Below are 26,524 nucleotides of genomic sequence, written 5' to 3' on the forward strand. Positions count from 1 at the left end.
TCTTTTAAAATAGGCACTCTAATAACTCATAAATACCATATTTATGAAAGACTCGAAATCATAATACATTTTCCCCGCAATTCTCAACAAACATATCTGTCTATAAAAATAAAAAGAATCATTGAACACGCGCTCTTGATCTCTCATTATGAATTAAAAAATACTGACACAAAAGCTTTTAAAAAATATCACTTAAAAGCGAATAACTTATATCATAAAATAGTATAAACCTTCCTTAAGACTATATAAAATAGCCGTCATATCTTATGAACCTATTTTTTTATGAGCACCCTTCAAGTATTAAACGGTGCTTTTCCAAATGCTCATATTGATGACGGTATCATTGATCGATCTCCTTTCAAAAATTCTTCTTCTAATAGCCTCATCGTTCATTGCTATTTGAAAGCTGTGCTTTAAATGCACCGAAAAAGCTTTTTCTTGAATGTATCCTTCTAAAATTCGACAGTAATATAATAATGTCTCTGTATAAACGCTTTAAAGGACCAAGAGCTGTCGTAATATTAAGAGTTGAGCAAGTGTATGATCTTTGTTTATTGTATCTTTATTCAGTAAAATAATGGTGGATCGTAAATTTTTATCATTTACAAATACTTTTGTGAGATGAACACAGAAATGTTGAGAGGTGTTTTGTCTTTGTAAACATGACTCTCTTTATTTAAAATGCAAGAGTTCTATGATTTTTGTTCTCATATTATATCAATTTTATTTTAGTAATTCTTTGCTTTTATTTTAAATAAAAAATCTGCTAAAATAAAAAAACAATTTAAATTGTGAGTCTTGTGAAGGAGGGTAAATCAATGTTGACATCTATTATCAAGAAAATAACAAATCCCATCTTTAAGAATACAATACATGCAAAATATTCATACAAAAAGGTTATCGCAAATATCATATGTGCTCTTCTCTTTGCGGGTATAACCCTACCAGCAAGTGCCCAGCAATATAAACTTGGTGACATAGAAATTCTCAATCCTTGGGCACGCGAAACACCTAAAGGTGTAAAAGTTAGTAGCGGTTATTTCTATATTATTAATCACAGTAATACACCAGACCGTTTAGTGTCTATTTCCACAAACGGCGTAAAAACAACGGAAATGCACACTATGGCCGTCGTTAATGATATTATGAAAATGGAAAAATTGCATAATGGCATTGAAATTCCGGGAAATGGTGAAATAACCCTTAAGCCAGGCGGTGACCATGTTATGTTTATGGGGCTTTCACAACCCTTCAAGCTAGGTGATAAAATTAGTGCAAAATTGACATTTGAAAATGCAGGAACCATTGATGTTGATTTCTCTGTAAATGCTATGAAAACAACCTCTCCTTCTAAATCCACTCCTGCTCACTAATTATTATAAACACACATTTTACAAAATGAAGAAGCGTGAAATTTTTCACGCTTCTTCATTTTATTTAATGCCATAACATAAGCAAAAAACTATCCTCTTTTATGCGTTAAATATGGTCAACTTCAGGAATACGCAAAACTTGTCCAGGATAAATTTTATCAGGAGATTTTAGCATTGGTTTATTGGCTTCAAAAATAAATGTGTTTTTATTCCCTTGCCCTTTTCCATAAACCTCTTCAGCAATTTTCCAAAGATTATCACCAGACTTAACCTCATAAAAACGAGACGTTTTTTTAGGCGTCGTATCGATAACCTTTAATTGCTCAACATCCACAGAAGAAATACCTTGTGAATTGCCAACAACCAGAAGAGCTTTTTCAAGTGTTTCCCTATCTGGAACCTCACCGCTTAAAATAGCTTTACCATCTTCAACTTGAATATTGACTTTTTCTGTATCGAGTTGAAAATGATCAAACGCGGACTTAAAGTCTTTTTCTTTTGGCTCATGGTCCCCTATACCTAACTTTTCCCCTACAGTTTTAACGAAATTAAAAAATCCCATTATGACCTCCTTTCGTGTAGCAGAAACAAATTTTTGTGCATATATTGCCACATTCTTGTCTTTGCTCTTAAAACACATAGGCGGATTTTCTAAACTTCAACAATCAAAACTAAATCTGTTCAATTTTGGGACAAATACAAGAATAAACTTTGCAATAAATTTTAATAAAAAAAGCCTTTATACAAATTTTCTCTCAAACGAAGGGATCTTAATAGACGAAGAAACATTATAAATTATGAAAGCAAAACAAGATTTTACAGGAATGATAAAAGGTTTTTTACTTTGCTACAATTTGTATCATATTTGTTTTGCAAAAAAAATGTGAACTCCCATATAAATAAGTGTGGGTAATTTGCTACCGCAGCAATAGAAAGGTCTAAGAAACCATGAAAGATACACCAACAATCACACAAACGATTGTACTTGTTGATGATGATCGCAATATTTTGACATCTCTATCTTTTGCGCTTGAGACAGAAGGATATCGGGTTGAAAGCTATACAGATGGAGCATCTGCACTCAAAGGTCTCACACTTCATCCCCCACATTTAGCTATTTTTGATATTAAAATGCCCCGAATGGATGGGATGGAGCTCTTGCGTCGTTTACGTCAAAAATCTGATCTTCCCGTTATTTTTCTTACCTCTAAAGATGACGAAATTGATGAATTATTTGGTCTCAAAATGGGCGCTGATGATTTTATTACGAAACCTTTCTCCCAACGCCTTCTCATTGAGCGTGTAAAGGCTATTTTGCGCCGTTCCAATGCACGTAACCAACCACTTTCTACGGGAACTTCTTCCACCTCTTCTCTTAAACGTGGAGATCTTGTCATGGATCAAGAACGTCATACCTGTACATGGAAAGATAAACCTGTTATTTTAACTGTTACGGAATTTTTGATTCTGCAAACTCTCGCACAAAGACCAGGCGTTGTAAAAAGTCGTGATGCCTTAATGGATGCTGCCTATAGTGATCAGGTCTATGTAGATGATCGTACCATTGATAGTCATATTAAACGTCTGCGTAAAAAATTTAAACAAGTGGATGATGATTTTGCAATGATTGAAACTCTTTATGGTGTAGGTTATCGTTTTCACGAGGTGTAAGACTGCTTTGTCGAAAAAATTTGAACGGCAATCAAATCGATGACAGACAATTCTCAACTGGAAACTCTAAAAAAAACAGCTCCTAACAGTATACCCTCAACGCCATTTCTTATGTTTGCTCGTTTACACCTTCGAATACAACGTCTCTTTAGACAATTGCTTTTTTCCAGTCTCACACGCCGCATTGTTATCTTAAACATTGCTGCCCTTGCCGTTCTAGTTACAGGCATTTTATACCTTAACCAATTTCGCGATGGTTTGATTGAAGCAAAAATTAAAAGTTTATGTACCCAAGGAAAAATTATTGCTGGAGCCATTGCTGCTTCTGCAACAGTAGATACAAACTCTATCCTTATTGACCCCCAAAAACTCTTAGAGTTACAGGCTGGTGAAAGCGTTACACCCGCCCCTCAATCAACCGACTCTTGGGATTTTCCCATTAACCCTGAACAAGTTGCCCCTCTTTTACGACGTCTCATCACACCTAAAACGACACGAGCACGTATCTATGATCGTGATGCTACTCTCCTTCTTGATTCGCGGGTTCTTTATTCGAGTGGAGAAGTTTTTAGCTATGATTTACCCCCCCTTAAAACAGAACAAAACATGTGGGATCGTCTTACTTCATGGTATTCAAACACATTTTATGGCAAAGGTATTGCTCTTGATAGAGAACAAACTAAAAACCGTGGAATTGCTTATCCAGAAGTATACCGAGCATTAAACGGATCTCTTTCTACCGCCAAAAGACGCAATAGACAAGGTCAACTCATCGTTTCTGTTGCCGTGCCTGTTCAACGCTATCGCGCAGTGGTTGGTGCTCTTCTTCTTTCAACCACTGGATCGGATATTGATAACATTGTAAAAGCCGAAAGACTGGTTATATTTAAAGTTTTTGCCGTTGTGGGCAGTGTACTTTTGGTTCTTTCGCTCTTTTTAGCCCATACGATTGCCCATCCCTTAAGCAAATTATCTGCCTCTGCTAACCGAGTGCGGAATGGCAATAATCAGCGTGTAGAAATTCCTGATTTTTCAATGCGTGAAGATGAAATTGGCCATCTCTCAACCTCTATTCGTGACATGACCAATGCCCTTTATATGCGTATTGAAGCCATTGAACGCTTTGCGGCTGATGTAAGTCACGAATTAAAAAATCCCCTTACGTCTCTCCGCAGTGCTGTTGAAACCCTCCCTCTGGCTAAAAATGAAGAAGCACAAGAAAAATTGCTTGAAATTATTCAACATGATGTGCGCCGTCTTGATCGGTTGATTACAGATATTTCTGATGCATCGCGGCTCGATGCAGAGCTTGCACGAGAAACCGCAGAGATCGTTGATATGACACCGCTTTTGGAAAGTCTTGTTCATGCCGTTCAGGAAGTATATCGCAATGCACAAACCATCGATGTAAGCCTTAATATTATCCCACGTCCTTATGGAAAAGCTTATCTTGTGTTGGGACATGAGCTCCGTTTAGGACAAGTGATTTCCAATCTTCTCGAAAACGCACGTTCCTTTATTCCTCGTAATCGTGGCAAAATTTGCATTACGATGAAAAGCCATGCTTCAACTCTTATTTTAACCATTGAAGACAATGGCCCTGGTATTCGTTCAGAGAATATTGAACGTATTTTTGAACGTTTCTATACTGATCGCCCCAACGAAGATGCTTTTGGACAAAACTCTGGACTTGGCCTTTCTATTAGTCGGCAAATCATCGAAGCCCACAATGGAACAATTACAGCTGAAAATATTATTGATCCGTCACTTGGAAAATGTAAAACTGGTGCACGTTTTATTATTATGCTTCCCCTCGTTAAATAATCTTTTACCCAAAGTAAAGGACATGAAAACAAAATGTGAAATACTCCACGCAAATTGCCTTCAATTGGGTGGAAAGGGACTGTTAATTACAGGTCCCTCGGGATCAGGAAAATCGACCCTCACCCTTGCTTTGCTTGACCGCGCTGAATGGTCAAAACGTGAAGCAAAACTGATCAGTGATGATTATACAATGCTGCGTGTGGAAAATGGAAAACTTCACGGATACACGCCTGACAACTTACAGGGCGGTATTGAGATTCGTGGTGCTGGTCTTTATATGATAGAATTTCAAAAGCACACACCTATCGACTGTGTTATTTTTCTCGGCCCCGAATATGAACGTTTTTCCACAAATAAAACTTTTCAATTTGAAGATTTGCACATTCCTCTTTTAAAACTTCCTTCTCTTCGTGAAGCCGATTGTACCGCCATTTGTCAAGCTATTGAAGCATTTTTGTTTAGAAAATTATGGCGCAAACCTGTTTAATTTTTTTCTAAAGATAAAAAAATCACACTTTTTGCCTTTTTTTTGCAAATTTTTCTTGGCAGCAAGACAAAGCCTTGTAAAATATCTTTTCCACCAATATGGTCGGATCTTATTAGTTAACAGGAGTTTGCGTAAATGATTGGACTCGTGCTTGTAACGCACGGTGAGCTGGCTGTTGAATTTTTACATGCCGTGGAACACGTTGTTGGAACACAAGAAAAGTTCGCAACAATATGCGTTCATCCCGATGACGATATAGATCAGCGCCGAGGTGATATTATAGCCGCAGTAACCGATACAAATACAGATCATGGCGTCATCATATTAACAGATGTGTTCGGAGGAACACCATCAAATATAGCTATTCCTGCTATTGAAAAAGGACGCGTTGAAATGATTGCAGGGGTTAATTTGCCCATGCTTATTAAATTGATTTCTATTCGAAAATGCCCTGATATTTCATTATCAGATGCGTTAAGAATAGCACAAGAAGCAGGGCGTAAATATATTAATGTACCAAGTATGGTTTTATAGCGGATGATACAATACTGATGCTTTCCAAAGATGCCCTCCCCTCTCAAATAAGCCGTCATTTCAATATCTGTAATAAACGTGGGTTGCATGCAAGGGCTTCTGCAAAATTTGTACAAACTGTTGATAATTTTAATGCCACTGTTGAAGTTGAAAAGGATGGAAAAATCGTTGGTGGATCATCAATTATGGGACTCATGATGCTAGCAGCTTCAGCCGGTTGTAACCTTACCATTCGTGTTTGGGGACCAGAAGCAACAGACGCCATTAATGCTCTTGAAAAGCTCATCAATAACAACTTTGGAGAGGAAAATTAGCACTTTCTCACAATAAACAAGGATGATGATTCTTAGAGAATAAAAAATTTCCATCATTATGAATTTTGATTGCTTTTTCCGTTTTTATGCCAATTTTTTTCACTTTTTTTCTAACATTATTTCGCCAATTTAAATAGTTGTTGCGTATCATGGCTGTTAGATATCTTAATCGTATGATTTACATCTTTATAGAAAAAAGAATTTTGACTTGGACTGAATATGTTGGCTTTTAGGCAAAAGAAAAAGATCAAGATAATTTCACAAATCAGAAATCAGAAATCAATCAACTTTCGTTATTTTCTACTCAATTTGCAGATTTTTATAACACACAAGCAATCCCAGACTTCAAATCATTGTGATGTGGATCATGAAAACGCAATTTTTATCGATATCATAACCATTTTCTTACAACAAATAAGCTTTGTACATTTATAATTATGCTAAGCATTTTTTAGACATGCTTTTTCTATACTATTGCCTTATCTTTTCTAGCATTCTTCCCTTTTAATTTATCTTTCACTGCACTTTATATGATATCTTTTCATTATAAGGAGATAATATTATGGGTCGTCTATTTAGTGCTCTTCAGATTCCTCAACAAACAACACAACAACTTGTATCGTTGCAAAAGGGCTTACCAAATGCGCAGTGGATTAATCCGCAAAATTTTCACATCACTTTGTCTTTTTTCGGTGAAGTTGAAAATGCTACAGCAGATGCACTTAGACATGCCTTTGATACAATAAAGCTCTCTCCTTTTATGCTACAAATAGATGGTTTTGATATTTTTGGTTCAGAAAATACTTCTCCCTCTCTTGTTATTCGCATTAAACCTTGTGAAGCTCTCAATCTTTTACACAAAAAAATGCAATCTATTCGTAGCCATTTAGGTCTAACGCCTGATAAAAGAGAATTTACGCCGCACATTACTATTGCGCGACTGCGCGATACTAAACCTGAAGATCTTGTTCCTTATCTGCTCTTTCGAAGAAATCTTTCATTTTCTCCTTTTGAGGTCGATCACTTTGTTTTATTTTCATCGCCATTTCCCTCAAGCGATGCCGTGTATCTTGTCAAAGGAAATTGGTCACTTCAAAAATAAAAGGGTGTTTGTAACACCCTTTAAAAACTCTTTGAGAAAAGTCCCCAATACATGCAAAATTGTAGGGAATGCTGCATTTACGTTAGAAGCTTTTATTGATGTGAAGCCGAATCAATTTCAACAGAAGCTTCTTTTGTTCCTCCTTTAGCCACACCCACTATCGCTGGACGTAGTACCCTTTCCCCGATAATATAACCGGCCTGAACCACTTGTTGAACAGTGTTATCGGGAACGTCGGCATTAGGAATTTCAAACATCGCTTGATGAAAGTGAGGATCAAATTTTTGCCCCTCTGGATGAATTTTCTGCACCCCATGACGCTCTAATGCTGCCATCATAGCACGTTCAGTCATTTCAACACCTTCTGCCAATGATTTCAAACCAGCATCACTTTCCCGTGCACCTTCTGGAATCGCTTCCAAAGCGCGATTGAGATTGTCAGAAACAGATAACATATCCCGCGCAAAATTAGCAATGGAATAAGCCTTCGCATCCGCTACATCACGCGCAGTACGGCGTCGAAGATTTTCCATATCTGCAGCAAGACGTAAAAGCTGATCTTTCAACTCTTTGTTTTCATCCTGTAAAGACACTAAAGGATCAACCTCTTTACTTTCTTCTTCAACCTCTCCATGTGCTTCTGTTTTATGTGTTTTTAAAAATTCATCCGCGGCTTGTTTAAGTGTATTACGATCAGCTGGATTTTTTAAATCGCAATTTTCAAATGAAGCGTCAGTAAATTTGTTTTTTTCATCAGACATAAAAATTCTATTCCTTCATAAGATTTGTTATTCTCGATATCGAAATTTTACAGACAAAAATCAAGGGGTACAGATGTATATTAATACAATGAGCTTTTATAGTACAAATACTTACCTACATCATTTTAACGCAATAACTGTGACACAAGTTGAGCTGTATAATCAACCATAGGCACAATCCTTGCATAATTAAGCCGTGTAGGCCCAATAACGCCTAAAGCACCAATGACTCTTTGTTGTGAATCTCGATAAGGTGCTACGACTAAAGAAGAACCAGAAAGTGAAAATAACTTATTTTCTGAACCAATAAAAATTCGAACCCCTGACCCTTCATCCGTTAAATCGAGAAGCTGTGCCATACTTTCACGGGTTTCAAGATCATCAAATAAATGACGTAACCGTTCTAAATCTTCTTCTGCTTTCACATCTTCAAGCAAATTACTGCGTCCACGAACAATAAGATGTATTTTATGATCAGCACCTTCTCCCCCCCAAAGAGCTAATCCCGTTTCAACAAGATGATGTGATAAATCATCAAGTGCAGCCCGTGTTTCTGTGCATAGGCAAGCAATTTCCCCTTTAGCTTCACTCAATGTGCGCCCTTGAATATGGGCATTGAGAAAATTCGTTGCTTCTGTCAATTGTGCATGAGTAACCCCTTCTGGCAAATGAACAATACGATTTTCAACCTCACCTTGTTGAGTCACTAAAACAGCAAGAGCATGTTCTCTATCAAGGCGCACAAATTCAATATGTTTCAATGTTCCTTCTTGTTTTGTTGCGAGAACAAGCCCTGCTCCACGGGAGAGATCTGAAAGAACTCGGCTTGCTTGAACAAGAAAATGTTCAACCGATTGTGCATGACCTGCCTCTTTGACTTGCATTTCAATATTTTCTCGCTCTTCGTTTGGCAAATCACCCGCTTCCATAAATGCATCAACAAAAAAACGTAAACCCGATTGAGTTGGCATTCGCCCTGCCGAAACATGCGGTGCATAAATCAAACCGAGATGTTCAAGATCACTCATCACATTGCGAATCGTCGCAGGTGATAAGGTCTGTTGCAAAAGTCGCGAAAGATTGCGTGATCCTACAGGTTCACCATCATTAAGATAAGCTTCAACAATATGGCGGAAAATATCACGCGAACGTTCATCAAGATATTTTAGTTCATTATCAATAGGTTTGTGTTTCATCACAATTGTTTCACTACTTAAAAAACTCTCTTCATCTTATATAAGTTTTGCCAAGGTTTGGTCAAATAATCTAAAGTAGTATCAAAATATATTATCCTATTGAGCCATAAAACACCATCTTTTAGAGTGATGATATAAGGCATATAATTATGCATGATATGTTTTTTATTAGAGTGTGTGATTAGGGTATTTAAGACAGGAATTGGTCTCTTTAAGGGCTTACCAAGAAAAGCTCGATTGTTTATAAACCACGGGAAATAGAAAATTGGATTTTTACCATAAAAAGGCTTTCATAAAAAATCGTTAAAAATCGTTTCTCATATCTTTTCAATCATTGTCATTGTCTTCACAAAATACGAAAAATTTTATTTGAATAAAATATCATAAAACGTGTAAAATAACCCTATCATGTAAAAGCAAGCAGAATGTGTGTGTATAAGCATTTAAGCTGGTTTTTAGCGCAAAAATAGTTCCCCCTTTCATTTTTGGAGAAATCTATATGAGAAGCATAGCAGATAAAAAACTTGTCATTGCGACGCATAACGCCAGCAAATTACATGAAATTACTACTTTGGTTGCACCTTTCGGTTTAATAATACAATCAGCCAAAGAGCTTGGCTTGCCAGAACCAAAAGAAACAGGAACAACATTTGAAGAAAATGCTTATATTAAAGCTTTTGCAGCAGCAAAAAAGACAGGACTTCCTGCTCTCTCTGATGATTCAGGCTTAGAAGTAGATGCATTGGATGGTGCACCGGGCGTTTATACAGCTGATTGGGCAATTCAAGCCGATGGTACACGTGATTTTCCAAAAGCGATGCAAAAAATAGAAAATGAACTTCAAAAAGTCGGAGCACGAGAAAAAAGCCAACGAAAATGCCGTTTTGTATCCGTCATTTGTATTGCGTGGACTGATACTCATACAGATTATTTCCGCGGATACGTTGAAGGAACATTCATTTGGCCTCCACGGGGAGATAAGGGGTTTGGCTTTGATCCTATTTTTTTACCAGATGGATATGAAAATACCTTTGGAGAAATGTCAACAGAGCAAAAACACGGCTGGCAACACAATGATATTCCCCCTCTTTCACATCGCGCACGTGCTTTTAAACTTTTAGCAGAAAACCTTTTGGCATTCTCATGAATGAACCTTTTGGCATTTATATTCATTGGCCCTTTTGTGCTGCTAAATGTCCCTATTGTGACTTTAATTCGCATGTTCGTATCCACGGTGTTGATCAGCTACGTTTTGTCACCGCCTTTGAGCGCGAAATAGAAACACAATACCACAAAATAGGTCCACGCCATATTACGAGTATTTTTATTGGTGGGGGAACCCCCTCTCTTATGGAGCCGAAAACTGTTGATGCCCTCTTGCAAGCACTTGCAAAAAAGTGGATACTTGATGATAAAGTTGAAATTACATTGGAAGCTAATCCATCCAGTGTGGAAGCAGAGCGTTTTCGCGGATACCGTGCTGCAGGTATTAATCGCTTATCTCTAGGGATACAAGCGCTTAATGATAAAGCATTGCGCAAACTTGGTCGCCTCCATAATGTAGAACAAGCTCTTTATGCCATTGATTTAGCAAGGAAAATTTTTCCACGCTTATCCTTTGATCTCATTTATGCTCGCCCCGAACAAACCTTTGAACAATGGAAATCTGAACTTGTACAAGCTATTGATTTGGCAGCAGACCATCTTTCTCTTTATCAATTGACAATCGAAGAAGGAACCGCCTTTAAACGACTTCATGATGCAGGAAGGCTTATCCTTCCCTCATCAGAGCTCGCAGCAGATCTGTATCATCTTACCCAAGAAATAACAGCTCTGTATGGACTTCCTGCCTATGAAATCTCAAACCATGCCATGCCTGGTGCTGAATCAGCACACAACCTTCTTTATTGGCGATATCACCAATATGCAGGCTTTGGTCCAGGAGCACATGGTCGTTTTATTGAGAACATACCAAATCATTCTTCCACCTTTTCAAAAACATCTTTATCACACCTTGAAAACCATGAACGTTATGTCACTATCAATGAAAAGAATCCCGAACAGTGGCTTGAATTAGTCGAAAAAAAAGGGCATGGCTGTATTGAAACAGAACGATTAACTCTTCAGCAACAGGCAAATGAAATGCTTCTTATGGGATTACGCCTTTGTGAAGGCTTGGAACTTACACGCTATGAAACCTTAAGTCCCAAACGTATCCCAATAGAAAAACTTATCGATTTACAAAACCAAGAATTGGTCGAAATGGTGAATAACAAACGCTTAAAAGCAACAACCAAAGGACGTATTGTTCTTGATTACGTCATCAGCCAACTTGCAAATTAAAGTTTTTATAACATTGATTTTATTGATCATAATTATTTGTCATAGCAAAAATAAAACTAAAGTGTCGTAAGATTTTTTCATTTCAAAACTATTTACAATACATTAATGACAACCATTCACTTACCCCTTAAAGGTAAGGGAATTTTTGGATAAAAATGACTTTTATGAACACTTTCAAATGCTAAAAGCTATCGTCATATTTTGAGCTAGAGATGGTCTGATTTTCTTTTTTAGAAGCGATAAAAGTGATGATTCACAAAACTAAAGGCTTTACGAACAAAAATTCCAGCTTTAAAATGCGCACCACGTACTCTAAAACCACTTAATATATTAACACCTCAAATGACAATATTTTATGGGAACAAAAGGGTTCTATGGCAAAATAAGATAAAGATATTATTGGACCAAACAATTATTTCTTTATGCAAAAAAATCAACAATAAAACGCTCATAAATAGCCGTAAGTGTTTCCACTGCATCAAGGGCGACACATTCATCTACCATATGCATCGTTTGTCCTGGTAAGCCAAATTCAACCACGGGGCAATAATCCTTAATAAATCGTGCATCTGAAGTTCCCCCAGACGTCGAGCATTCTGGTGCACTCCCTGTTACACTTTTAATAGCATTGGATAAAATTTGAATAAGTTTATCATTTTTGGTCAAAAAAACATCTCCTAAACTCGGAATCCATTCAAGCTGATAAGAGGGATATTGACCACTATTATTTTTTGAGTGCACCAAAGCAAGACACTTTTCAATTTCCTCCATCAAGGTTTCTTTTGTCCAAAGATCATTGTAGCGTATATTAAAACGAATCGTTGTCTGCGCTGGAATAACATTGACTGCCAAATTACCGGTATCGATGGTTGTTAGTTCTAAATTACTGGGTTGAAAATTCTCTGTCCCTTGATCTAAAGCCGTTTGTGTCAATGCTTGAATAAGCTTACTTGCCAAAGGCAAAGGATTAGCAGCCCGCTCTGGAAAAGCAACATGACCTTGGCGACCTTTCACAGTAATAATCCCAGAAATCGATCCGCGACGACCAATTTTGATAACATCACCAACAGCCTTTACGCTTGTTGGTTCTCCTACAAGAGCAGCAGTCCATTTTTCGCCTTTTTCTTCTGCCCATTGGAGAAGTTTTACCGTACCATTAACAGCAGGCCCCTCTTCATCACCAGTAATCAAAAGGCTTATCGTTCCTTTAATAGATTGTTTCTCAAGAACGCGCGCGAGAGCCGCAATAAAACAAGCGATACCGCCTTTCATATCAACAGCACCCCGCCCATATAATTTCCCCTGATCTATAACAGCTCCAAAAGGTGGATAAGTCCAATCTTCTAATGCACCTGGCGGTACAACATCCGTATGACCTGCAAACATCAGATGGGGTCCTGCCCTTCCCATTTTTGCATAAAGATTTTCAACATTAGCTGTATTTTTATCCGTAAAAATAGGGCGCTCAACATGAAATCCCATTTTTTCCAAAAATTGTTCCAACGCTGATAAAGCCCCCGCTTCATGCGGTGTAACAGAAGGACAACGAATCAGAGCCTGTAATAGCTGAAGTGGATCTGTAAGAACAGACATAAAAACCCCTTCCCATTTATTATAAATTATCGGAACTTAAGGTTATTACGCTGAATGGCAAAAAAGATAAAGTAAAAACATTGAAGACACTCAGCAAACCAAGCAGGGGAGGACAATCGTGCTGAGAGCTTCAATGGCTTCCTCATCATGCATGACGAAGCACACACACAACGAAACACTCAACAAAAAGTTCCGTTAAATATTGCTCTCATTTGCAAATTTTTTACGCCTCTCATTTATACGCTTCTCATTTGTTATATGAATCAAAATTAATGCCGTGCAGTCTATGAGCATTTTCTTTCAACCAAGCACGATGCGTTTTACTATCAGGGCAAAGTTTCTCACAAAGAGCCCAAAATCTTGGTCCGTGATTCATTTCAACAAGATGAGCAACTTCATGGGCGACAACATATTCAACAACTGCTTTTGGAGCCATAATAAGACGCCAAGAAAAAGAAAGACGCTTATCAATTGAACAAGATCCCCAACGACTTCTCGTATCTTTATAACAAATGGATTTGACTTTACGATCTACCTGATGAGCATAATGTGCCACCAAAGGTGTTATAATAAGCGCTGCTTGTTTTTTTAAAACGTCAGCAATGCGTCTTGGGAGATATTCTAATTGACCATAAACAATAATTTGAGGCCCTTGCTCTGCATCTGCTGTAACAATTTCTGTTACTCCACGTCCTTGCTCATGCTTTATGGTATGGGAAACACCTAGAAAAGGAATTGTTGCGCCCTCTTTGAGATAGGTATTTTCATGAGAAATTTGTATACGCTTAAGGCGCGTCTCAATCCAAGACCGATGTTTTTCAATAAAACTTTCAACCGTACAGAGATTTATCGCTGGTGGTGTTGTTACACAAATCTCCCGACTGCTGGCATCAATACGTAAAGTAAGACGGCGCGCGTGCTTATTTTCCCGCAGGCGTATAGGGATAGCGCGATCAGAAAAAATAAAATGCTTTTCAGAAATGCTCATATATTTATCTTCATCATCAATAAATAGCCCCCTTATTTTGCATTAATCTGATTAATTAAAGATCTCAAGGCTGTTTCTAGACAATCTAAATCCTGTGGACGAGAAAAACGGTGATCTGCATCACGCACAAGTGTCAATGTTACGTCATGAAGAGGTAAATGATCAAGTAAAGTCAATGTATGCTGATAGGGTATCTTATCATCTTCCATTCCTTGGAGAATATGAATTGGACAGCCAACATCAATACATCCTCTCATGACACAATTTTCGCGTCCATCTTCAATCAATTTTTTTGTAAAAGGCATCGGCTCCTCATCACCAACAGCAGGTCGTTCAATATAGCCTTTTTCTTCCAAAATTTTCCATTCTTCAGGGCCTAATTCTGGTTCCACCAATGTTTGTGTAAAATCAGGCGCTGGAGCAATTAATATCATACCAGCGAGCTTCTTATTTTTCTGCGCTAGCATCATAGCAAGCCTTAAAGCAATCCACCCCCCCATAGAGGAACCAACCAAAATTTGCGGCCCCTCGCAATAGGTTTCAAAAGCTGCTAAACTTTCGCTCACCCACCGTGAAATCGTTCCTTGAAAAAAATCTCCTTCAGATTCTCCATGGCCAGAGTAATCAAAACGTAAACAAGACAAATCATGCTTTTGAGCAAACTGATCAATCAACATCGCCTTACTTCCCAACATATCGGATTGATAGCCATGAAGCCAAACTAAACCTGGAGAGTGGCGTCCTTTGCGACGGCGTACTGCAAGAGCAGTGTCCTCAAACGAAAAAAACTGGCAAGGAATATTTTGATTCATGATTCTTCTCCTCCATAAAACAATTTCTTTAAATTAAGGGAAAAACTTTTATAATCTAAATTACTTAAAAAAGTAACAAATCAAATAATGAAACAGACACGAATTATAGTTGTTTTTATGTGCATAATTGTATATTAAATTAACTGTAGTTGAATCAAAATTAAGGAGCATAAACCATTCGTAAACCGTTTAAAATGACATCTACCCAAAAAGACGGACCACGTTCAAATCAGGATATTCGGGTGCCTCATGTGCAACTTATCAATGATGAGGGACAACATCAGGGAGTTGTTGCGATACAAGAGGCTCTTGCTATAGCCGCAGAAGCTGGGCTTGATCTGGTTGAAATTGTCCCAAATGCGGAACCGCCCGTATGTAAAATTATCGATTTGGGCAAATTAAAGTATCAAACTCAAAAAAAAGCCGCAGAGACACGTAAAAAACAAAAAGTCATCGAAATCAAAGAGATTAAGATGCGTCCGAATGTTGATGTCCATGATTATGGAGTCAAACTGAGGGCTGTTCATCGCTTTATTGATAATGGTGATAAAGTAAAGATTACTTTGCGTTTTCGTGGTCGTGAGATGGCTCACCAAGATCTTGGATTAAAGCTTCTTCAGCGTGTAAAAGAAGATACAAGTGAAATTGCCAAGATTGAATTGGAACCAAAATTTGAAGGACGGCAAATAATGATGGTGATAGCACCTAAATAGCTTTTCATTCGAATAGTGTCTGTGTGCAACTCATCAATATGAGCATATAAGTATATCGTTTAGAAGCACCATGTCGTAGGATTGTATGGTGCTTTTAAGGTTTTATAAATGTGTATAGATCCTTTTAAGAGTTTAATAGTGCTTTCTCGATTTATAAGAAGAATTTGTTATTTTGCATATTAAATGAGAAAGTGTCAGCACCGTAAGATCTTCTTCATTTTCAGCTCTCTTATTCATAGAATTTAGCAAAAAATCATTTTCTTGTACATCACAAACAGAGATAATGTATAAAATATAAAAAAGTAGAAATATCTTTTGTGAACCATTTCAAATGCCAAAATCTGTAACAATATAGAAACTGGTAAAGAAATGATAGGTGTTGGCTTGAACTTTCATAATTATAAAGATAATGGCGCCCTTTAGCACTACCACCATCATCTGTTACTTGCAATGGCAACTTATTGGTTTATAAAGAGTGTTCACTATTTTGCATGTTGAATGAGAGTCCCGAATATCGTGAGATTCTTTCATTTCGGATCTGTTTCATGTTGAATCAATCAAAATCACTTTCTTGCACATAACAAACAAAAAGAATCGTGTGGATAAAAATTGTATGAGAAAGGTCGTAAAAATACCTCTTATGAATCACTCTAGAAACACACCCACGAGCTGACAAAGTATGAGACGACACCCGCTTTTCCCTTCATAGCTTAAAAGATGGGAGGCTTAATAGCAACACTTTACCAAACAGTATTCAATAAGCCAGAGAATAAACCCGTACTTACTTTTCAAAATAAGAGATCATCTGCTCATTACAACTTTCCCCTTATTATCAACTCTATTGTCAGTATTCTCAGAAACTTTAGCCACTATCCCTTTTAAAGATAGATCGCTTTTTGTTGGTTCATCACCAAAGCCTTTAAAAATTTTTTATTTCTTTGATTTTAATCTAATCTTCTGAATGTCGTAGGATAAAGCAGATACGCAATGTTATAGAATGTCAATAATGTATTTTAAAATGCTCAAAGCACGAAAAATTCCTTGCGCAATATTTTACATAGAGTGGAATGGAATAACACATTAATTAACAATGGATAATTTATATTTCCTCTCCTCGAATAAGAGAAATAAATATTGTAGGATTCTCTCATTTCAAATTTTTTAATATTGGAATCAAACAAAAATGCTCGCTTGTGCATCATAGGGAATATGATGTGCATAGAAAAAGATCATTATCCTCTTATGAAACTTTTCAAGCGTCTAGAGGAGACTGTTGCAATATGCGAATGCCAATAGAGTGACGCACATTGAAAGAAGAAGGCTCTTTTTGTAAAAAAGATTAAGGGGCTTTTTAATTAAGAGCGCTTCAATCTTGCATAAAACAACAAGAAAATATAGAAGCACTTCATGGCCAAAAAACAACTTTCCTCTTTTGATAAACATCTCATTATCCGCCTTTTACGAGAAAATTTTCATAAACATGCGCGTTGGTACAGTGCAGCGATTATTTCAATGATCATCATTTCCTGTACAACTGCAACCAGTGCGTGGATTATGCGTGATGTTGTTAATTATATTGTTGATGCGCAAAATTTTGCTATGATCGTTTTGATTTCTAGCTTCATTGCTTTTATCTTTATTCTTAAAGGGATTGCAACTTTTGCCCAAACTTACTTTTTAAGCAAAGCAGGCAACAGTATCATTGCTGAACAACAGCGCAAAATTTATGCGCGCCTTATGGAACAAGGTGTCTCTTTTTATCACAATAACACGTCATCTGATCTGCTTGTTCGCGTAACCCATAATGCAACAGCTGTGCGTAATATCATTGATACGATTATCACAACTTTTGTGCGTGATTTGCTCTCCGTTAGTGGTTTGTTGCTTGTCATGTTCATTCAAAACTTTATGTTAATCTCCATTACTTTAATCGTAGGACCACTGGCTTTTTTAGGTGTTCGAATGGCTTTAAAACGTGTTCGCCGCCTTATGGAAAAAGAACTTCTTTCACTTGGTGAAATTATCAAAATCGTACAGGAAACGGCTGTTGGTATTCGAGTCATCAAGGCTTTTTCACTAGAAGAAGTTATGAAAAAAAGGATGGACAAAGCCATTTGTGATGTTGAAAAGCAAACAAACAATATTGCAACACTTGAAGCGATTACCAATCCTATTATGGAAACACTTACAGGTGTCGCCATTGCCGGTATTATCTGTTTTTCTGGATACCTTGCAACCCAACGCGCAGGTGTTCAAGGTGAATTTATGTCCTTTATTGTTGCTTTACTTTTAGCTTATGAACCCGCAAAAAGACTAGCAAATGTCCGTGTCAAAATTGAATCTGGCTTGGTCAATATCCGTACGATGTTTGAAATACTCGACCGTCCCCTTACAGTTATAGAACATAAAGAAGCTAAAGATCTGAATAAAACGCAAGGAGCTATTTGTTTCGAGAATGTTTCTTTTGCATACACTGATAACAAAATGGTATTGAAAGACATTAATCTAGAAATAGAAGCTGGAAAAATGACAGCGTTGGTAGGACCATCCGGCTCAGGAAAATCAACCCTTATCAATCTTATTATGCGCCTTTATGACCCCACAAAAGGACGCATATTGATTAATGATCAAGACATCCGCTACACAACATTTCGTTCTCTGAGAAACCTGATGTCCTATGTAGGGCAAGATACTTTTCTCTTTCAAGGAACCGTTAAATATAATATTGGGCTTGGAAAAGATGGCGCTTGTGATGACGAAATTATTGCAGCAGCAAAAGCAGCAAATGCTCATGACTTTATTATGAATTTGCCAAATGGTTATGATACACAGATAGGCGATAATGGCTGTAATCTTTCAGGGGGGCAAAAACAGCGACTCGCTATTGCTAGAGCAATGATTCATGATAGTGAAATTCTCATTCTTGATGAAGCAACAAGCGCGCTCGATTCACATACCGAAGCACAAATTAATGAAGCCATTCACCACCTCACCAAAGGGCGCACAACGATCATTATTGCTCATCGCCTTTCAACAATTGCTCGTGCTCATAAAATTGTGGTCATACAAAATGGGCAACTGATTGAACAAGGAACTCAGAAAGAATTACTCGCAAAAGAACATGGGTTTTATAAAAAACTTCATAATATCCAGTTCAAAAAACACACGTCCTAATTTCTAGGTATTTAAATTAAGGCTTAGAGTAAAAAATGGATAGAAGCTAACGCCCTATTTGCAAAAACAGAATTACTAAAGAAAAATATTATTTCCATTAAGAATTGGCAAAGAATTTATGGTCTAAAGAACAAAAATTCCTACTCAATCTAATTTATAGACAATCCAGATTCTTATTGAATTTATTCCACCCGATAATGACTAATGTGATTCACGTATACAAGGCTCAACGAATAAGACCATTCCTAAATATTGATTACATACTTTCAAAGCATTTGGTCAAAGGCGCTATACGCCTTACTATCACTCCACCTTAAATGACAGTTTTCTATAGCACAACAAGATAAGCTGCCAATTACAAAAAGTGTGCTGTAAATTACAGATACACTCAGTGTAAAAGAAAAGATTTATTCTAAGACCTTTGACTATTGTAGATTGCTTTAATATGAGAAAGATTTGCAATGAGAGTAGCTTACAGCATTCAACGTTCTAATTCAAGGTGAATAAAGATAAATTAACTTTATAAATCAATATATTGCATACAATACACTCTTTAGTCAACAGCATGAAATGGGCTTGAGAATAAGGTTTAAATATTCTTTTAAAATAAATATAAATCAGCAAAATAATATGTTCTCTTTCATGAATATTTTGTCTCTTTAGAGACTGTCATAAACAAAAAATAAACTATTTTAGATCGTTCCCTTAACATCGCAATAAAATACTTCTCCTTTGAGTATATTTCTAGCCTAAGCTTCCTTCCCAGCCCGAGAAATGAGAAAAAAAAATAAAGAACTTGTTTTTTAAACTTCAATCTTTAGTAGTCTCTTTCATAAAAGAGGCCAATACTCGAATTTTGTTCATTTCCTACAGAACCTTTAGCTTTGAGGTGACGCGATATGTCCAAATTAATTGTCCCTTTCGTCGTTCCATCAGATCCTGCTTCAAAGCCTAAATAAATGTTATTGTGTATGTAGCGTCCAATGCGTAAACCTGTATTACCTTTTTCATTAACAATAACATCAAGATCATCAAGCCCAATTTTAGTTCGTAAAGTGTTCAACAAAGATGTATTAGAACCACCCGCAAGATCAGCGGCGGCTGCCGCAAGTTGAGCAATCTGAAATGGTGATAGTTCATTAAGAGAGCGATTAAAAATCAAACGCGCCAAAATCTCATCCTGTGGCAAATTCGGTTGTGAAGAAAAATTAATATTAAGATTATCAATCGTTCCACTTACGGTTACAGTGACGCGAATGTCACCACTGGTATTGTTGGTTACAAAATAAACCGTAGGATTAAGATTACCGCTAAAACTCGCTTGTCCTTGATCAAAATTAAGACGTTGTGAAAGAATATCAAAACGTCCACGAATCATTCTAAATTCACCCACTGGATGCACATCATTTAATGGACCTGCTAAATTAATGCGCCCTCCCAGTTCGGCATCTAACCCTTTTCCCCGTACAAAAAATTGATTGCGTGCTGTAACACGCATATTTGATAACACAACAGATGATGATTCTTCTGTGGCACTAGGACTTTTATTCGTGCTCTTAACATCAGCACGTTCAAGTGTTGTTTGAATTGGCTTTGTTAAATTCTTATTTTTGACATCAAGAAACTTAGCATTTTGAAAATGATCAGGAACCAAAATTTCAGCCTTTTCAACAATGATATCTCCACCAATAACAAGATCATTTAGAAAATGACCCGTCATTGTCATCTCACCTGACAATGTTGCAAGAATCATAGAACCATCATTATAATTGGCATTATCAAGATGAAAGATCAAATCTGTCTCTAGATCATTAGAAATACGGCCTGAAGCAGAAATTCCCCCTCCCTCAGACGAAGAAGCTGAAGCTTTTTCTATAAGAATATGATCGCCATTTAATTTGCCTTCAAGCGTTATATTATTCAATCCTACATGGGTTTTTGAATCCAAAAAATTACCATCGGCTATAGAAATATTTCCAATAAATTGCGGCTTTGATAGCGCACCATTAAGAACTGTATCAACTCTTGCTGTACCCGTTATATACGCACCACGCTTAGCTAATAAGAGATTAACAAAATCAAGAGGCATTATCCCTTTAACATTTAATTTTGCCTCTGAACCATTAAGAGAAACAGGCCCATGAATGGAAAGATCTAATCCTTTATCTCCAGTTGCTATCATATTTTCAATATGCAATGTCGATTTTTTATAAGAACCACGAGTATTTATATTGATTGACATCGGTCCTTTATGCGTCATAGTAGTTAGGCTTTGACTAGAAAGCTCAAAATGAGCCGATGGGTCCTTCATTGTCCCACCAATATCAATTTTGCCTATCACCGTCCCATCAAGCGCTTGTCCTGCAATAAAGCTATTTGCCAAACGTGCAGATAAATTTTGCAAATTAATATGGAGATCAAGTTGGTCTTTCTCTAAAGATACCAGCCCTTGAGCTTGTGCTTGTACTCCTTCTCCTGTTAAACTTGCATTCAAAGTAAGGTTTTGATCTAAGATTTTCCCCGTAGTAGAAAGCGAAAAAGGCATAATTTTTTTATCTTGAAGAGCAATGGTTGTCAGTTCCTCACCTTTTATATCGTAGGTTATATCAGGTTTTTTAAAATGACCACGAATCATAACCTTTCCTGTTACACTCCCTGCTGCTCCAAGATCGGATTTCCACAGATTGGCTAAAGTAGCAGGGAGAGAATCCACGGTAAGTTGCAAATTCAGGGTATCTTGAATATTCCCCGCAAGGGTAATTTTACCGCCATTTATTGCAATTCCTAATTCATTGATTGTCATTCCATCTTTATCAAAAACAATTATCGATGGTTTTGGCAATGTTGCATGAAAATGGTGTTGTTTTAAGTCTACGGTTTCAATTTGCACTTCTCGTTTCATGCCTTTTGGAAGTTCTAAACTCATTACACGACCAGAAAGCTGAGCATTAAGAGCATCATGCACCATCGCTTGAACAGTAAAAACCGTCTGTTCATTATTTCTATTGGCGTGAGCATTTAAACGATTGATCATTATCAAAGGAGTTTGGATATGCTCTGCATTGATAACGCCTTCAAACTGTGTCGTACCAAAAGGATCGAATATGTCGGCATCTATTGCCAGTTTTTTTATTTTATTCTTGGCAAAATTCAAATGATTAACAAGTGCCTTTACATGGGCTTTTTGCCTACCATTTTGTTCATCAAAAATAAAATCTCCTTTTACTTTTCCACTACCATCCTGTAAAAATAACGCTGAAAGCACTGAAATATCATCGGCATCAATATGCAGCGCTCCTTTCAAAAAACCTCCAAGTTGTTGAGAAAGATCACCCGTTATTTTTGCACTTCCTCCTTTAATATCAATATTTTCAAGTTTTCGAATTTTATGAGAATCTTTAAAAGAAGCAGATAAATGTAGAGGTTTATGAGCAAAAACTCCTTCACCCTTTACCCCCCCCGTTAAAGAAGTAACGGGTGCTGTATTATCTACAAGTGCCTTTATGTTAAGTGTTGTGTTTTGAAGTTTCTTCCCCATAACGAACGCTTCAGCAATATGAGCACTTGTATTGAGCTTTATATGGCTATTGCGCCCTCTTGCTGTTCCTTGAATCGTAAGAGCACCACTTATCTTTGAATCTAATTTGGCGAGATCAGATATTTGAGCAGATAAATCCATTTTAGCGCTTTCATCCGAAAAATAACCATTCGCTTTTATGTTTGTATATTGATTTTTCAAATTCAAATGACGTAAAATGAAGCCCATCGTATTGTGAGCAATACCACCTGAAAGAGTGATATTTCCTTTGAATAAACGATTAAAAGGCTGCACGCCTATTTTCATATTATCAGCCATTCCTGATAATTTCAGATCAAAAATGCCACTCAATAAACCAATTGTTCCTTTGGCTTTAATATCTGCACTACCAGAGAGGGGTTGTTTACTGAATACTTCCAAAGGAGCTAGTGTTTGGGCTTTTAACCCAAGATCGCCTTTAAAAATAAAATTCTCCATTGTCCCTTTTAACCAAGAAGAAAAACCCTGAGCCGTAACACTAAGATCATGAATCAAAATTGGTTTATTCGAAACAATATCCGTATCTAAATACATATGAACCGCTTGGCTTAAATCTTCTACGACCCCTCCCTTAATCTTTTTAACCCCTTGAAGCGTTCCATTAACCTGAACACCAACATGACGAGAAGCCGCATTATCAAGATTTTCGCTTACTCCCCCCATATCAAAAACCGCATCGCGAATATAAATATTTTTATTGCTAAAATGATGGACAACCAACCGCCCATTCCAAGATTGTTGTCCTTCGCGACCATAGTCAATGTTCAAAGCAAGAGTATTCGCAGGTTTTGGCGCCTCTGATATAGGCAAATGAACAGACTCCTTTTCGTTATCAAAAGCCATTTTACCATCAATAAAAAGCTGCCGCAAAAATCCATCGGCTGTTATTTCAGCATTGGCGATAACATTCATTGCTTTGCCCTGAAAAACCATCTGATCAAGGTGGGTCACCCCCTCTCTTGTCCTTCTTGCCTCTGCTTTTAATATTATATCAGATGCGAAGAGATGACGATATTGAGAAGGTATTAAAGGATCCAATCTACCCTCTAGCTTCGTAGAAAAACTGTGTCCTTCTGAGACACTTGCAAGAATAACATGACCATCTAAAATAGAATGATGATCGGATTCTAAAGAAAGTTTGATAACCAAATCATCAAAAGTACCATCACCTTTAATCGCGAGATTCAATGCTGGGCGTTTTTCCATGTTAAAAACATTCGCCAAAATGCCATTTTGCGGTTCATCAGCAGAGATATCAATTTGAGCTGTACGATTGTTCTCTGATATCTTGGTAAGAACGGAAAAAGACCCTGGTGCATCTAAACGATGCGCCACCATATCAACATCAAAATGACCACTCGCCAAAGTGACGTTGCCTTCTAAGGACATATCAGCAAAAAAACCAAAAAGATTCTGTTCAAACGTCACATGTTGAACTGTGAGCCTATTGATCGAAAGAGCAAGCGGCAATTTTGGTAAAGAAAACCTACCCGTCTCAAGAGAAGAAATAAGAGAAGAATTGCCTTGTGGTTTGCGCAAAAACGTAACCTGTTCTGCCGAAAGCTGATTAATATCCATCCGACCTTTTAGCAAAGCTAGACGATTCCAATCCATTTTGGCATTGGTAATTTTAAGCCAAATCCCCTTTTTATCACTGACAGTAATAGCATCAATTGATGTTTGAGAAGACAGCGCTCCTTGCATATTGTGTAAGCGAACTTGACGATTAGGTGCTGAAAGCTTGCTTTCAATTAAAGAAATAAACCATGAACGATTGTCTGCTATCTCTTCGTTAGAAGCAAGACGGTCTTCTCTTTGCGCAAAAACAAAACCACCAACCAAAAAAAATACAAATCCAAAGAAGAAAGCTAATAAACATACACTTTTTTTCATTAAAATGCTTGTCCTATACCCACATAAAAACCAATGCGAGGGTCACCCTGCTCTCTTTTTAAAGGAAAGGCTAAATCAACGCGTAAAGGACCAAGACCTGTCATATAACGACCTCCTATACCGGCTCCCCATTTAATTTTTTTAGAAAAATCAAAATTCGCCTTTTCCCCTACGAGACCTCCATCAAGAAAACTGACAAATCCTATTTTATCATTTAAAGAAACACGCAATTCTGCCGATCCCTCAATAAGCGCCCGTCCGCCAACAATCGCATCATTTTCTGTTTTGATACCAATATTACGATAAGCATAACCACGAACAGAGCCCCCACCACCAGCAAAAAAGAGCGTATCTGCAGGAACTTGTGCTGTATTATTTCCAAGAATTGTACCAAGCTTTGCCCGCGCAGCAAAAACAAAACGATCCCCTTCATCCAATGCCCAATAAGAACGGCCTTCTGCCGTTACTTTTGCAACAAAATTGCTAAAACGCATCTCATAAAAGGGCTCAATGAGAACTTCACCATATAGACCTTTTGTTGCATTAAACTTATTATTACGACTATCATAAATCAAACCAGTAGGAAAACTAATTGTTGTAAAATTACGGTTTCCAAAATAAATATCACGTGAGTAACCATTTGAAACTTCTATAGCAGCCTGTCCCGATAGATTACTATTGAAAATATGCGTAATACCTAATTTCCCTTTGATAGCTTTCGTTGTATAATTTTCCAGAACATCTTGCTGTATTTTTAATTCTGACCTGAGATCTGTATCAGGTGTGAGGACACCCGGCTTTATAAACGTACCACCGAAAAGATAATCAAAATTTTTAAAATTATATGATCGTTTTTTGTTGCTGCCAACACCACTTATTTTTGTTTCAATTTTAAGGACTTCTGCATGACCAAAAAGATTGTTATGCATCCAATAAGCTTCAAAACCAGCACCATCTAATGTTGAATAACTACCCCCTACACCAAAACGACGCGGTTTACGTTCTTGTACAATAAGCATAAGCGGTAAACTGCCATCTGGGTTAATGGTATCAGCCTCACAGATATTGATCGCACGAAAAACACCAAGGCGTGCAAGACGTTCATTTGCCTTAGCTAACGCATCGGAATCGTATTTCTGACCGGGTTTCAATCCGGTCATCCATGCGATATAAGCTGAATCGACACGTGGTTTCTTACTTATATTACGGACACTTAAAGGACCATAATGAGCCTTTTGTCCAGGATCAACAACAATCCTTCCTTCAATATGCAACGCAGCATGATCAGCCACGATCTCACTTTTTATAATTTTAGCTTTCGCATAACCTTGTTGACGCCATCCTTCTACTGCCCATTTTTCTGCTTTCAAAATGATGTCAGATTTGGCAATAGCGCCAACTTTATAGCCCAATTCTTCAATTGTGGGCATTTTATGCGCTTTACGCTTTTCAGGAGGCGCTACTTTATCAATATCTGCAATACTAAAAACATATTGTGGTCCAGCATTAATCGTAATAACGATATTGGATTGTGCTGGAAGTTGCGTTAACGGACTTAAATCAGCGGCTTCTAAACCATTAATTTTAATACTAATAATACCCCCGTAGCGCCCATCAGCATAAAGAGCAGAAAGAATAGCCCGATAATCTGAACGCGCTTTGGCTAACAAACCAGAAGAACTCGCAGATGCTTTCTCTTTATCTGCAAAAAGAGAAGAGACAGATTTAACTATTTTTATACCTTCCAGTGGCGCCCCTGGTGGTGTAACAATATCAACTTTATAAAATCTCTCTGTACTTTTGACATACTGTGAAGAAGAATTTTTTTTCTTTTGACCAAAAAGAGGGATGCCGAAAAAATCAAATGCAGCAAGCGGCTGTGGAAAAGCAAAAACGAAACACAAGCCTATAAATACACAGCGTACAGTTCCTGATTTTAACAAAATTCTTGTTTTGGATACCATAAATCAGATACCTTTAATACACTTGCATTTACTACACTTTAAATAATATAAAATAAGAAAGGTAAATATGACTACTTTGCATGCTTTATACGTTTTATCACATCAAATAACACTCTGCGATACATAACGTCATCCTCCCCTCATATCTTAACAACATTCTGCTCTGTTGTATCACACAAACAGCCTTATTCCTTTTTCTTAACAT

At 37.2% G+C, this 26,524-nt stretch carries 19 protein-coding genes; 11 read left to right on the top strand and 8 right to left on the bottom strand.

The genetic code is table 11. From position 1 onward, the window contains the following. The first annotated feature begins 818 nt into the window (after nucleotides 1-818). Complete coding sequence (locus PVV70_RS00430; protein WP_273757451.1) at nucleotides 819-1,373, top strand: copper chaperone PCu(A)C; 555 nt, start codon at nucleotides 819-821, stop codon at nucleotides 1,371-1,373. A 106-nt stretch (nucleotides 1,374-1,479) separates the two neighbouring features. Here PVV70_RS00430 and lysM read toward each other — a convergent pair whose 3' ends face one another. Then, nucleotides 1,480-1,935: a peptidoglycan-binding protein LysM gene (gene lysM / locus PVV70_RS00435; protein ID WP_273757452.1), complete on the bottom strand. Its 456-nt coding sequence runs from the start codon at nucleotides 1,933-1,935 to the stop codon at nucleotides 1,480-1,482. 386 nt (nucleotides 1,936-2,321) lie between these two features. Here lysM and PVV70_RS00440 point away from each other — a divergent pair, with 386 nt between their 5' ends. The 6 genes from PVV70_RS00440 to thpR all read left to right on the top strand — a co-directional run bounded on the left by PVV70_RS00440 (nucleotide 2,322) and on the right by thpR (nucleotide 7,305). Beyond that, the gene (locus PVV70_RS00440; protein WP_005774392.1) at nucleotides 2,322-3,044 is read left to right on the top strand and encodes a response regulator transcription factor; all 723 of its coding nucleotides are present in this window, start codon (nucleotides 2,322-2,324) and stop codon (nucleotides 3,042-3,044) included. Between the two features lie 39 nt (nucleotides 3,045-3,083). After that, nucleotides 3,084-4,868, top strand: coding sequence for a sensor histidine kinase (locus PVV70_RS00445; protein WP_273757453.1), 1,785 nt, complete (start codon nucleotides 3,084-3,086; stop codon nucleotides 4,866-4,868). Between the two features lie 22 nt (nucleotides 4,869-4,890). Then, nucleotides 4,891-5,355, top strand: coding sequence for an HPr kinase/phosphatase C-terminal domain-containing protein (locus PVV70_RS00450; RefSeq protein ID WP_273757454.1), 465 nt, complete (start codon nucleotides 4,891-4,893; stop codon nucleotides 5,353-5,355). A gap of 135 nt (nucleotides 5,356-5,490) precedes the next feature. After that, on the top strand, nucleotides 5,491-5,889 hold the full coding sequence (locus PVV70_RS00455) for a PTS sugar transporter subunit IIA (RefSeq protein ID WP_273757455.1): 399 nt from the start codon (nucleotides 5,491-5,493) through the stop codon (nucleotides 5,887-5,889). A 17-nt stretch (nucleotides 5,890-5,906) separates the two neighbouring features. Beyond that, nucleotides 5,907-6,203: an HPr family phosphocarrier protein gene (locus PVV70_RS00460; protein WP_273757457.1), complete on the top strand. Its 297-nt coding sequence runs from the start codon at nucleotides 5,907-5,909 to the stop codon at nucleotides 6,201-6,203. A 562-nt stretch (nucleotides 6,204-6,765) separates the two neighbouring features. Beyond that, a complete protein-coding gene (thpR, locus tag PVV70_RS00465) occupies nucleotides 6,766-7,305 on the top strand; it encodes an RNA 2',3'-cyclic phosphodiesterase (protein WP_273757459.1) in 540 nt (179 codons plus the stop codon). A gap of 92 nt (nucleotides 7,306-7,397) precedes the next feature. Here the strand turns inward: thpR and grpE are convergent, their stop codons facing one another. Together grpE and hrcA are read right to left on the bottom strand one after the other, a co-directional pair. Further along, nucleotides 7,398-8,066 carry a nucleotide exchange factor GrpE gene (grpE, locus tag PVV70_RS00470; RefSeq protein ID WP_273757460.1) on the bottom strand — a complete coding sequence of 223 codons (669 nt, stop codon included), beginning with the start codon at nucleotides 8,064-8,066 and terminating at the stop codon, nucleotides 7,398-7,400. Between the two features lie 125 nt (nucleotides 8,067-8,191). Then, nucleotides 8,192-9,262, bottom strand: coding sequence for a heat-inducible transcriptional repressor HrcA (gene hrcA / locus PVV70_RS00475; protein ID WP_273757461.1), 1,071 nt, complete (start codon nucleotides 9,260-9,262; stop codon nucleotides 8,192-8,194). Nucleotides 9,263-9,761: 499 nt separating this feature from the next. Here hrcA and rdgB point away from each other — a divergent pair, with 499 nt between their 5' ends. Together rdgB and hemW are read left to right on the top strand one after the other, a co-directional pair. Next, nucleotides 9,762-10,409 carry an RdgB/HAM1 family non-canonical purine NTP pyrophosphatase gene (gene rdgB / locus PVV70_RS00480; protein WP_273757462.1) on the top strand — a complete coding sequence of 216 codons (648 nt, stop codon included), beginning with the start codon at nucleotides 9,762-9,764 and terminating at the stop codon, nucleotides 10,407-10,409. Continuing rightward, entirely contained in the window at nucleotides 10,406-11,605 is a 1,200-nt protein-coding gene (hemW, locus tag PVV70_RS00485; protein ID WP_273757463.1) for a radical SAM family heme chaperone HemW, read from the top strand. The genes rdgB and hemW overlap by 4 nt, the downstream gene beginning before the upstream one ends. 420 nt (nucleotides 11,606-12,025) lie before the next feature. Here the strand turns inward: hemW and dapE are convergent, their stop codons facing one another. The 3 genes from dapE to PVV70_RS00500 form a co-directional block, all read right to left on the bottom strand. Beyond that, on the bottom strand, nucleotides 12,026-13,198 hold the full coding sequence (dapE, locus tag PVV70_RS00490) for a succinyl-diaminopimelate desuccinylase (protein WP_273757464.1): 1,173 nt from the start codon (nucleotides 13,196-13,198) through the stop codon (nucleotides 12,026-12,028). A 247-nt stretch (nucleotides 13,199-13,445) separates the two neighbouring features. Further along, nucleotides 13,446-14,186: a M48 family metallopeptidase gene (locus PVV70_RS00495; RefSeq protein WP_273757465.1), complete on the bottom strand. Its 741-nt coding sequence runs from the start codon at nucleotides 14,184-14,186 to the stop codon at nucleotides 13,446-13,448. 32 nt (nucleotides 14,187-14,218) lie between these two features. Continuing rightward, the gene (locus PVV70_RS00500) at nucleotides 14,219-14,998 is read right to left on the bottom strand and encodes a carboxylesterase (RefSeq protein ID WP_273757466.1); all 780 of its coding nucleotides are present in this window, start codon (nucleotides 14,996-14,998) and stop codon (nucleotides 14,219-14,221) included. 194 nt (nucleotides 14,999-15,192) lie between these two features. Here PVV70_RS00500 and infC point away from each other — a divergent pair, with 194 nt between their 5' ends. Both infC and PVV70_RS00510 read left to right on the top strand, forming a co-directional pair. After that, on the top strand, nucleotides 15,193-15,711 hold the full coding sequence (gene infC / locus PVV70_RS00505) for a translation initiation factor IF-3 (RefSeq protein ID WP_273757467.1): 519 nt from the start codon (nucleotides 15,193-15,195) through the stop codon (nucleotides 15,709-15,711). 1,407 nt (nucleotides 15,712-17,118) lie between these two features. After that, a complete protein-coding gene (locus PVV70_RS00510) occupies nucleotides 17,119-18,885 on the top strand; it encodes an ABC transporter ATP-binding protein (protein ID WP_273757468.1) in 1,767 nt (588 codons plus the stop codon). Nucleotides 18,886-19,702: 817 nt separating this feature from the next. On the opposite strand, the gene PVV70_RS00515 is transcribed toward PVV70_RS00510, so the two are convergent. Together PVV70_RS00515 and PVV70_RS00520 are read right to left on the bottom strand one after the other, a co-directional pair. Next, entirely contained in the window at nucleotides 19,703-24,355 is a 4,653-nt protein-coding gene (locus PVV70_RS00515) for a translocation/assembly module TamB domain-containing protein (RefSeq protein ID WP_273757469.1), read from the bottom strand. Continuing rightward, on the bottom strand, nucleotides 24,355-26,319 hold the full coding sequence (locus PVV70_RS00520) for an autotransporter assembly complex family protein (RefSeq protein ID WP_273757470.1): 1,965 nt from the start codon (nucleotides 26,317-26,319) through the stop codon (nucleotides 24,355-24,357). Before PVV70_RS00520 ends, PVV70_RS00515 begins: the two co-directional genes overlap by 1 nt. Between the last annotated feature and the right edge of the window lie 205 nt (nucleotides 26,320-26,524).

It is taken from the genome of Bartonella sp. AU55XJBT (genome assembly GCF_028618525.1).

Excerpts from the sequence above, each read along its gene's own strand:
- PVV70_RS00430 (WP_273757451.1), top strand. The coding sequence starts at position 819 with ATGTTGACATCTATTATCAAGAAAATAACAAATCCCATCTTTAAGAAT.
- lysM (WP_273757452.1), bottom strand. The coding sequence starts at position 1,935 with ATGGGATTTTTTAATTTCGTTAAAACTGTAGGGGAAAAGTTAGGTATA.
- PVV70_RS00440 (WP_005774392.1), top strand. The coding sequence starts at position 2,322 with ATGAAAGATACACCAACAATCACACAAACGATTGTACTTGTTGATGAT.
- PVV70_RS00445 (WP_273757453.1), top strand. The coding sequence starts at position 3,084 with ATGACAGACAATTCTCAACTGGAAACTCTAAAAAAAACAGCTCCTAAC.
- PVV70_RS00450 (WP_273757454.1), top strand. The coding sequence starts at position 4,891 with ATGAAAACAAAATGTGAAATACTCCACGCAAATTGCCTTCAATTGGGT.
- PVV70_RS00455 (WP_273757455.1), top strand. The coding sequence starts at position 5,491 with ATGATTGGACTCGTGCTTGTAACGCACGGTGAGCTGGCTGTTGAATTT.
- PVV70_RS00460 (WP_273757457.1), top strand. The coding sequence starts at position 5,907 with ATGCTTTCCAAAGATGCCCTCCCCTCTCAAATAAGCCGTCATTTCAAT.
- thpR (WP_273757459.1), top strand. The coding sequence starts at position 6,766 with ATGGGTCGTCTATTTAGTGCTCTTCAGATTCCTCAACAAACAACACAA.
- grpE (WP_273757460.1), bottom strand. The coding sequence starts at position 8,066 with ATGTCTGATGAAAAAAACAAATTTACTGACGCTTCATTTGAAAATTGC.
- hrcA (WP_273757461.1), bottom strand. The coding sequence starts at position 9,262 with ATGAAACACAAACCTATTGATAATGAACTAAAATATCTTGATGAACGT.
- rdgB (WP_273757462.1), top strand. The coding sequence starts at position 9,762 with ATGAGAAGCATAGCAGATAAAAAACTTGTCATTGCGACGCATAACGCC.
- hemW (WP_273757463.1), top strand. The coding sequence starts at position 10,406 with ATGAATGAACCTTTTGGCATTTATATTCATTGGCCCTTTTGTGCTGCT.
- dapE (WP_273757464.1), bottom strand. The coding sequence starts at position 13,198 with ATGTCTGTTCTTACAGATCCACTTCAGCTATTACAGGCTCTGATTCGT.
- PVV70_RS00495 (WP_273757465.1), bottom strand. The coding sequence starts at position 14,186 with ATGAGCATTTCTGAAAAGCATTTTATTTTTTCTGATCGCGCTATCCCT.
- PVV70_RS00500 (WP_273757466.1), bottom strand. The coding sequence starts at position 14,998 with ATGAATCAAAATATTCCTTGCCAGTTTTTTTCGTTTGAGGACACTGCT.
- infC (WP_273757467.1), top strand. The coding sequence starts at position 15,193 with ATGACATCTACCCAAAAAGACGGACCACGTTCAAATCAGGATATTCGG.
- PVV70_RS00510 (WP_273757468.1), top strand. The coding sequence starts at position 17,119 with ATGGCCAAAAAACAACTTTCCTCTTTTGATAAACATCTCATTATCCGC.
- PVV70_RS00515 (WP_273757469.1), bottom strand. The coding sequence starts at position 24,355 with ATGAAAAAAAGTGTATGTTTATTAGCTTTCTTCTTTGGATTTGTATTT.
- PVV70_RS00520 (WP_273757470.1), bottom strand. The coding sequence starts at position 26,319 with ATGGTATCCAAAACAAGAATTTTGTTAAAATCAGGAACTGTACGCTGT.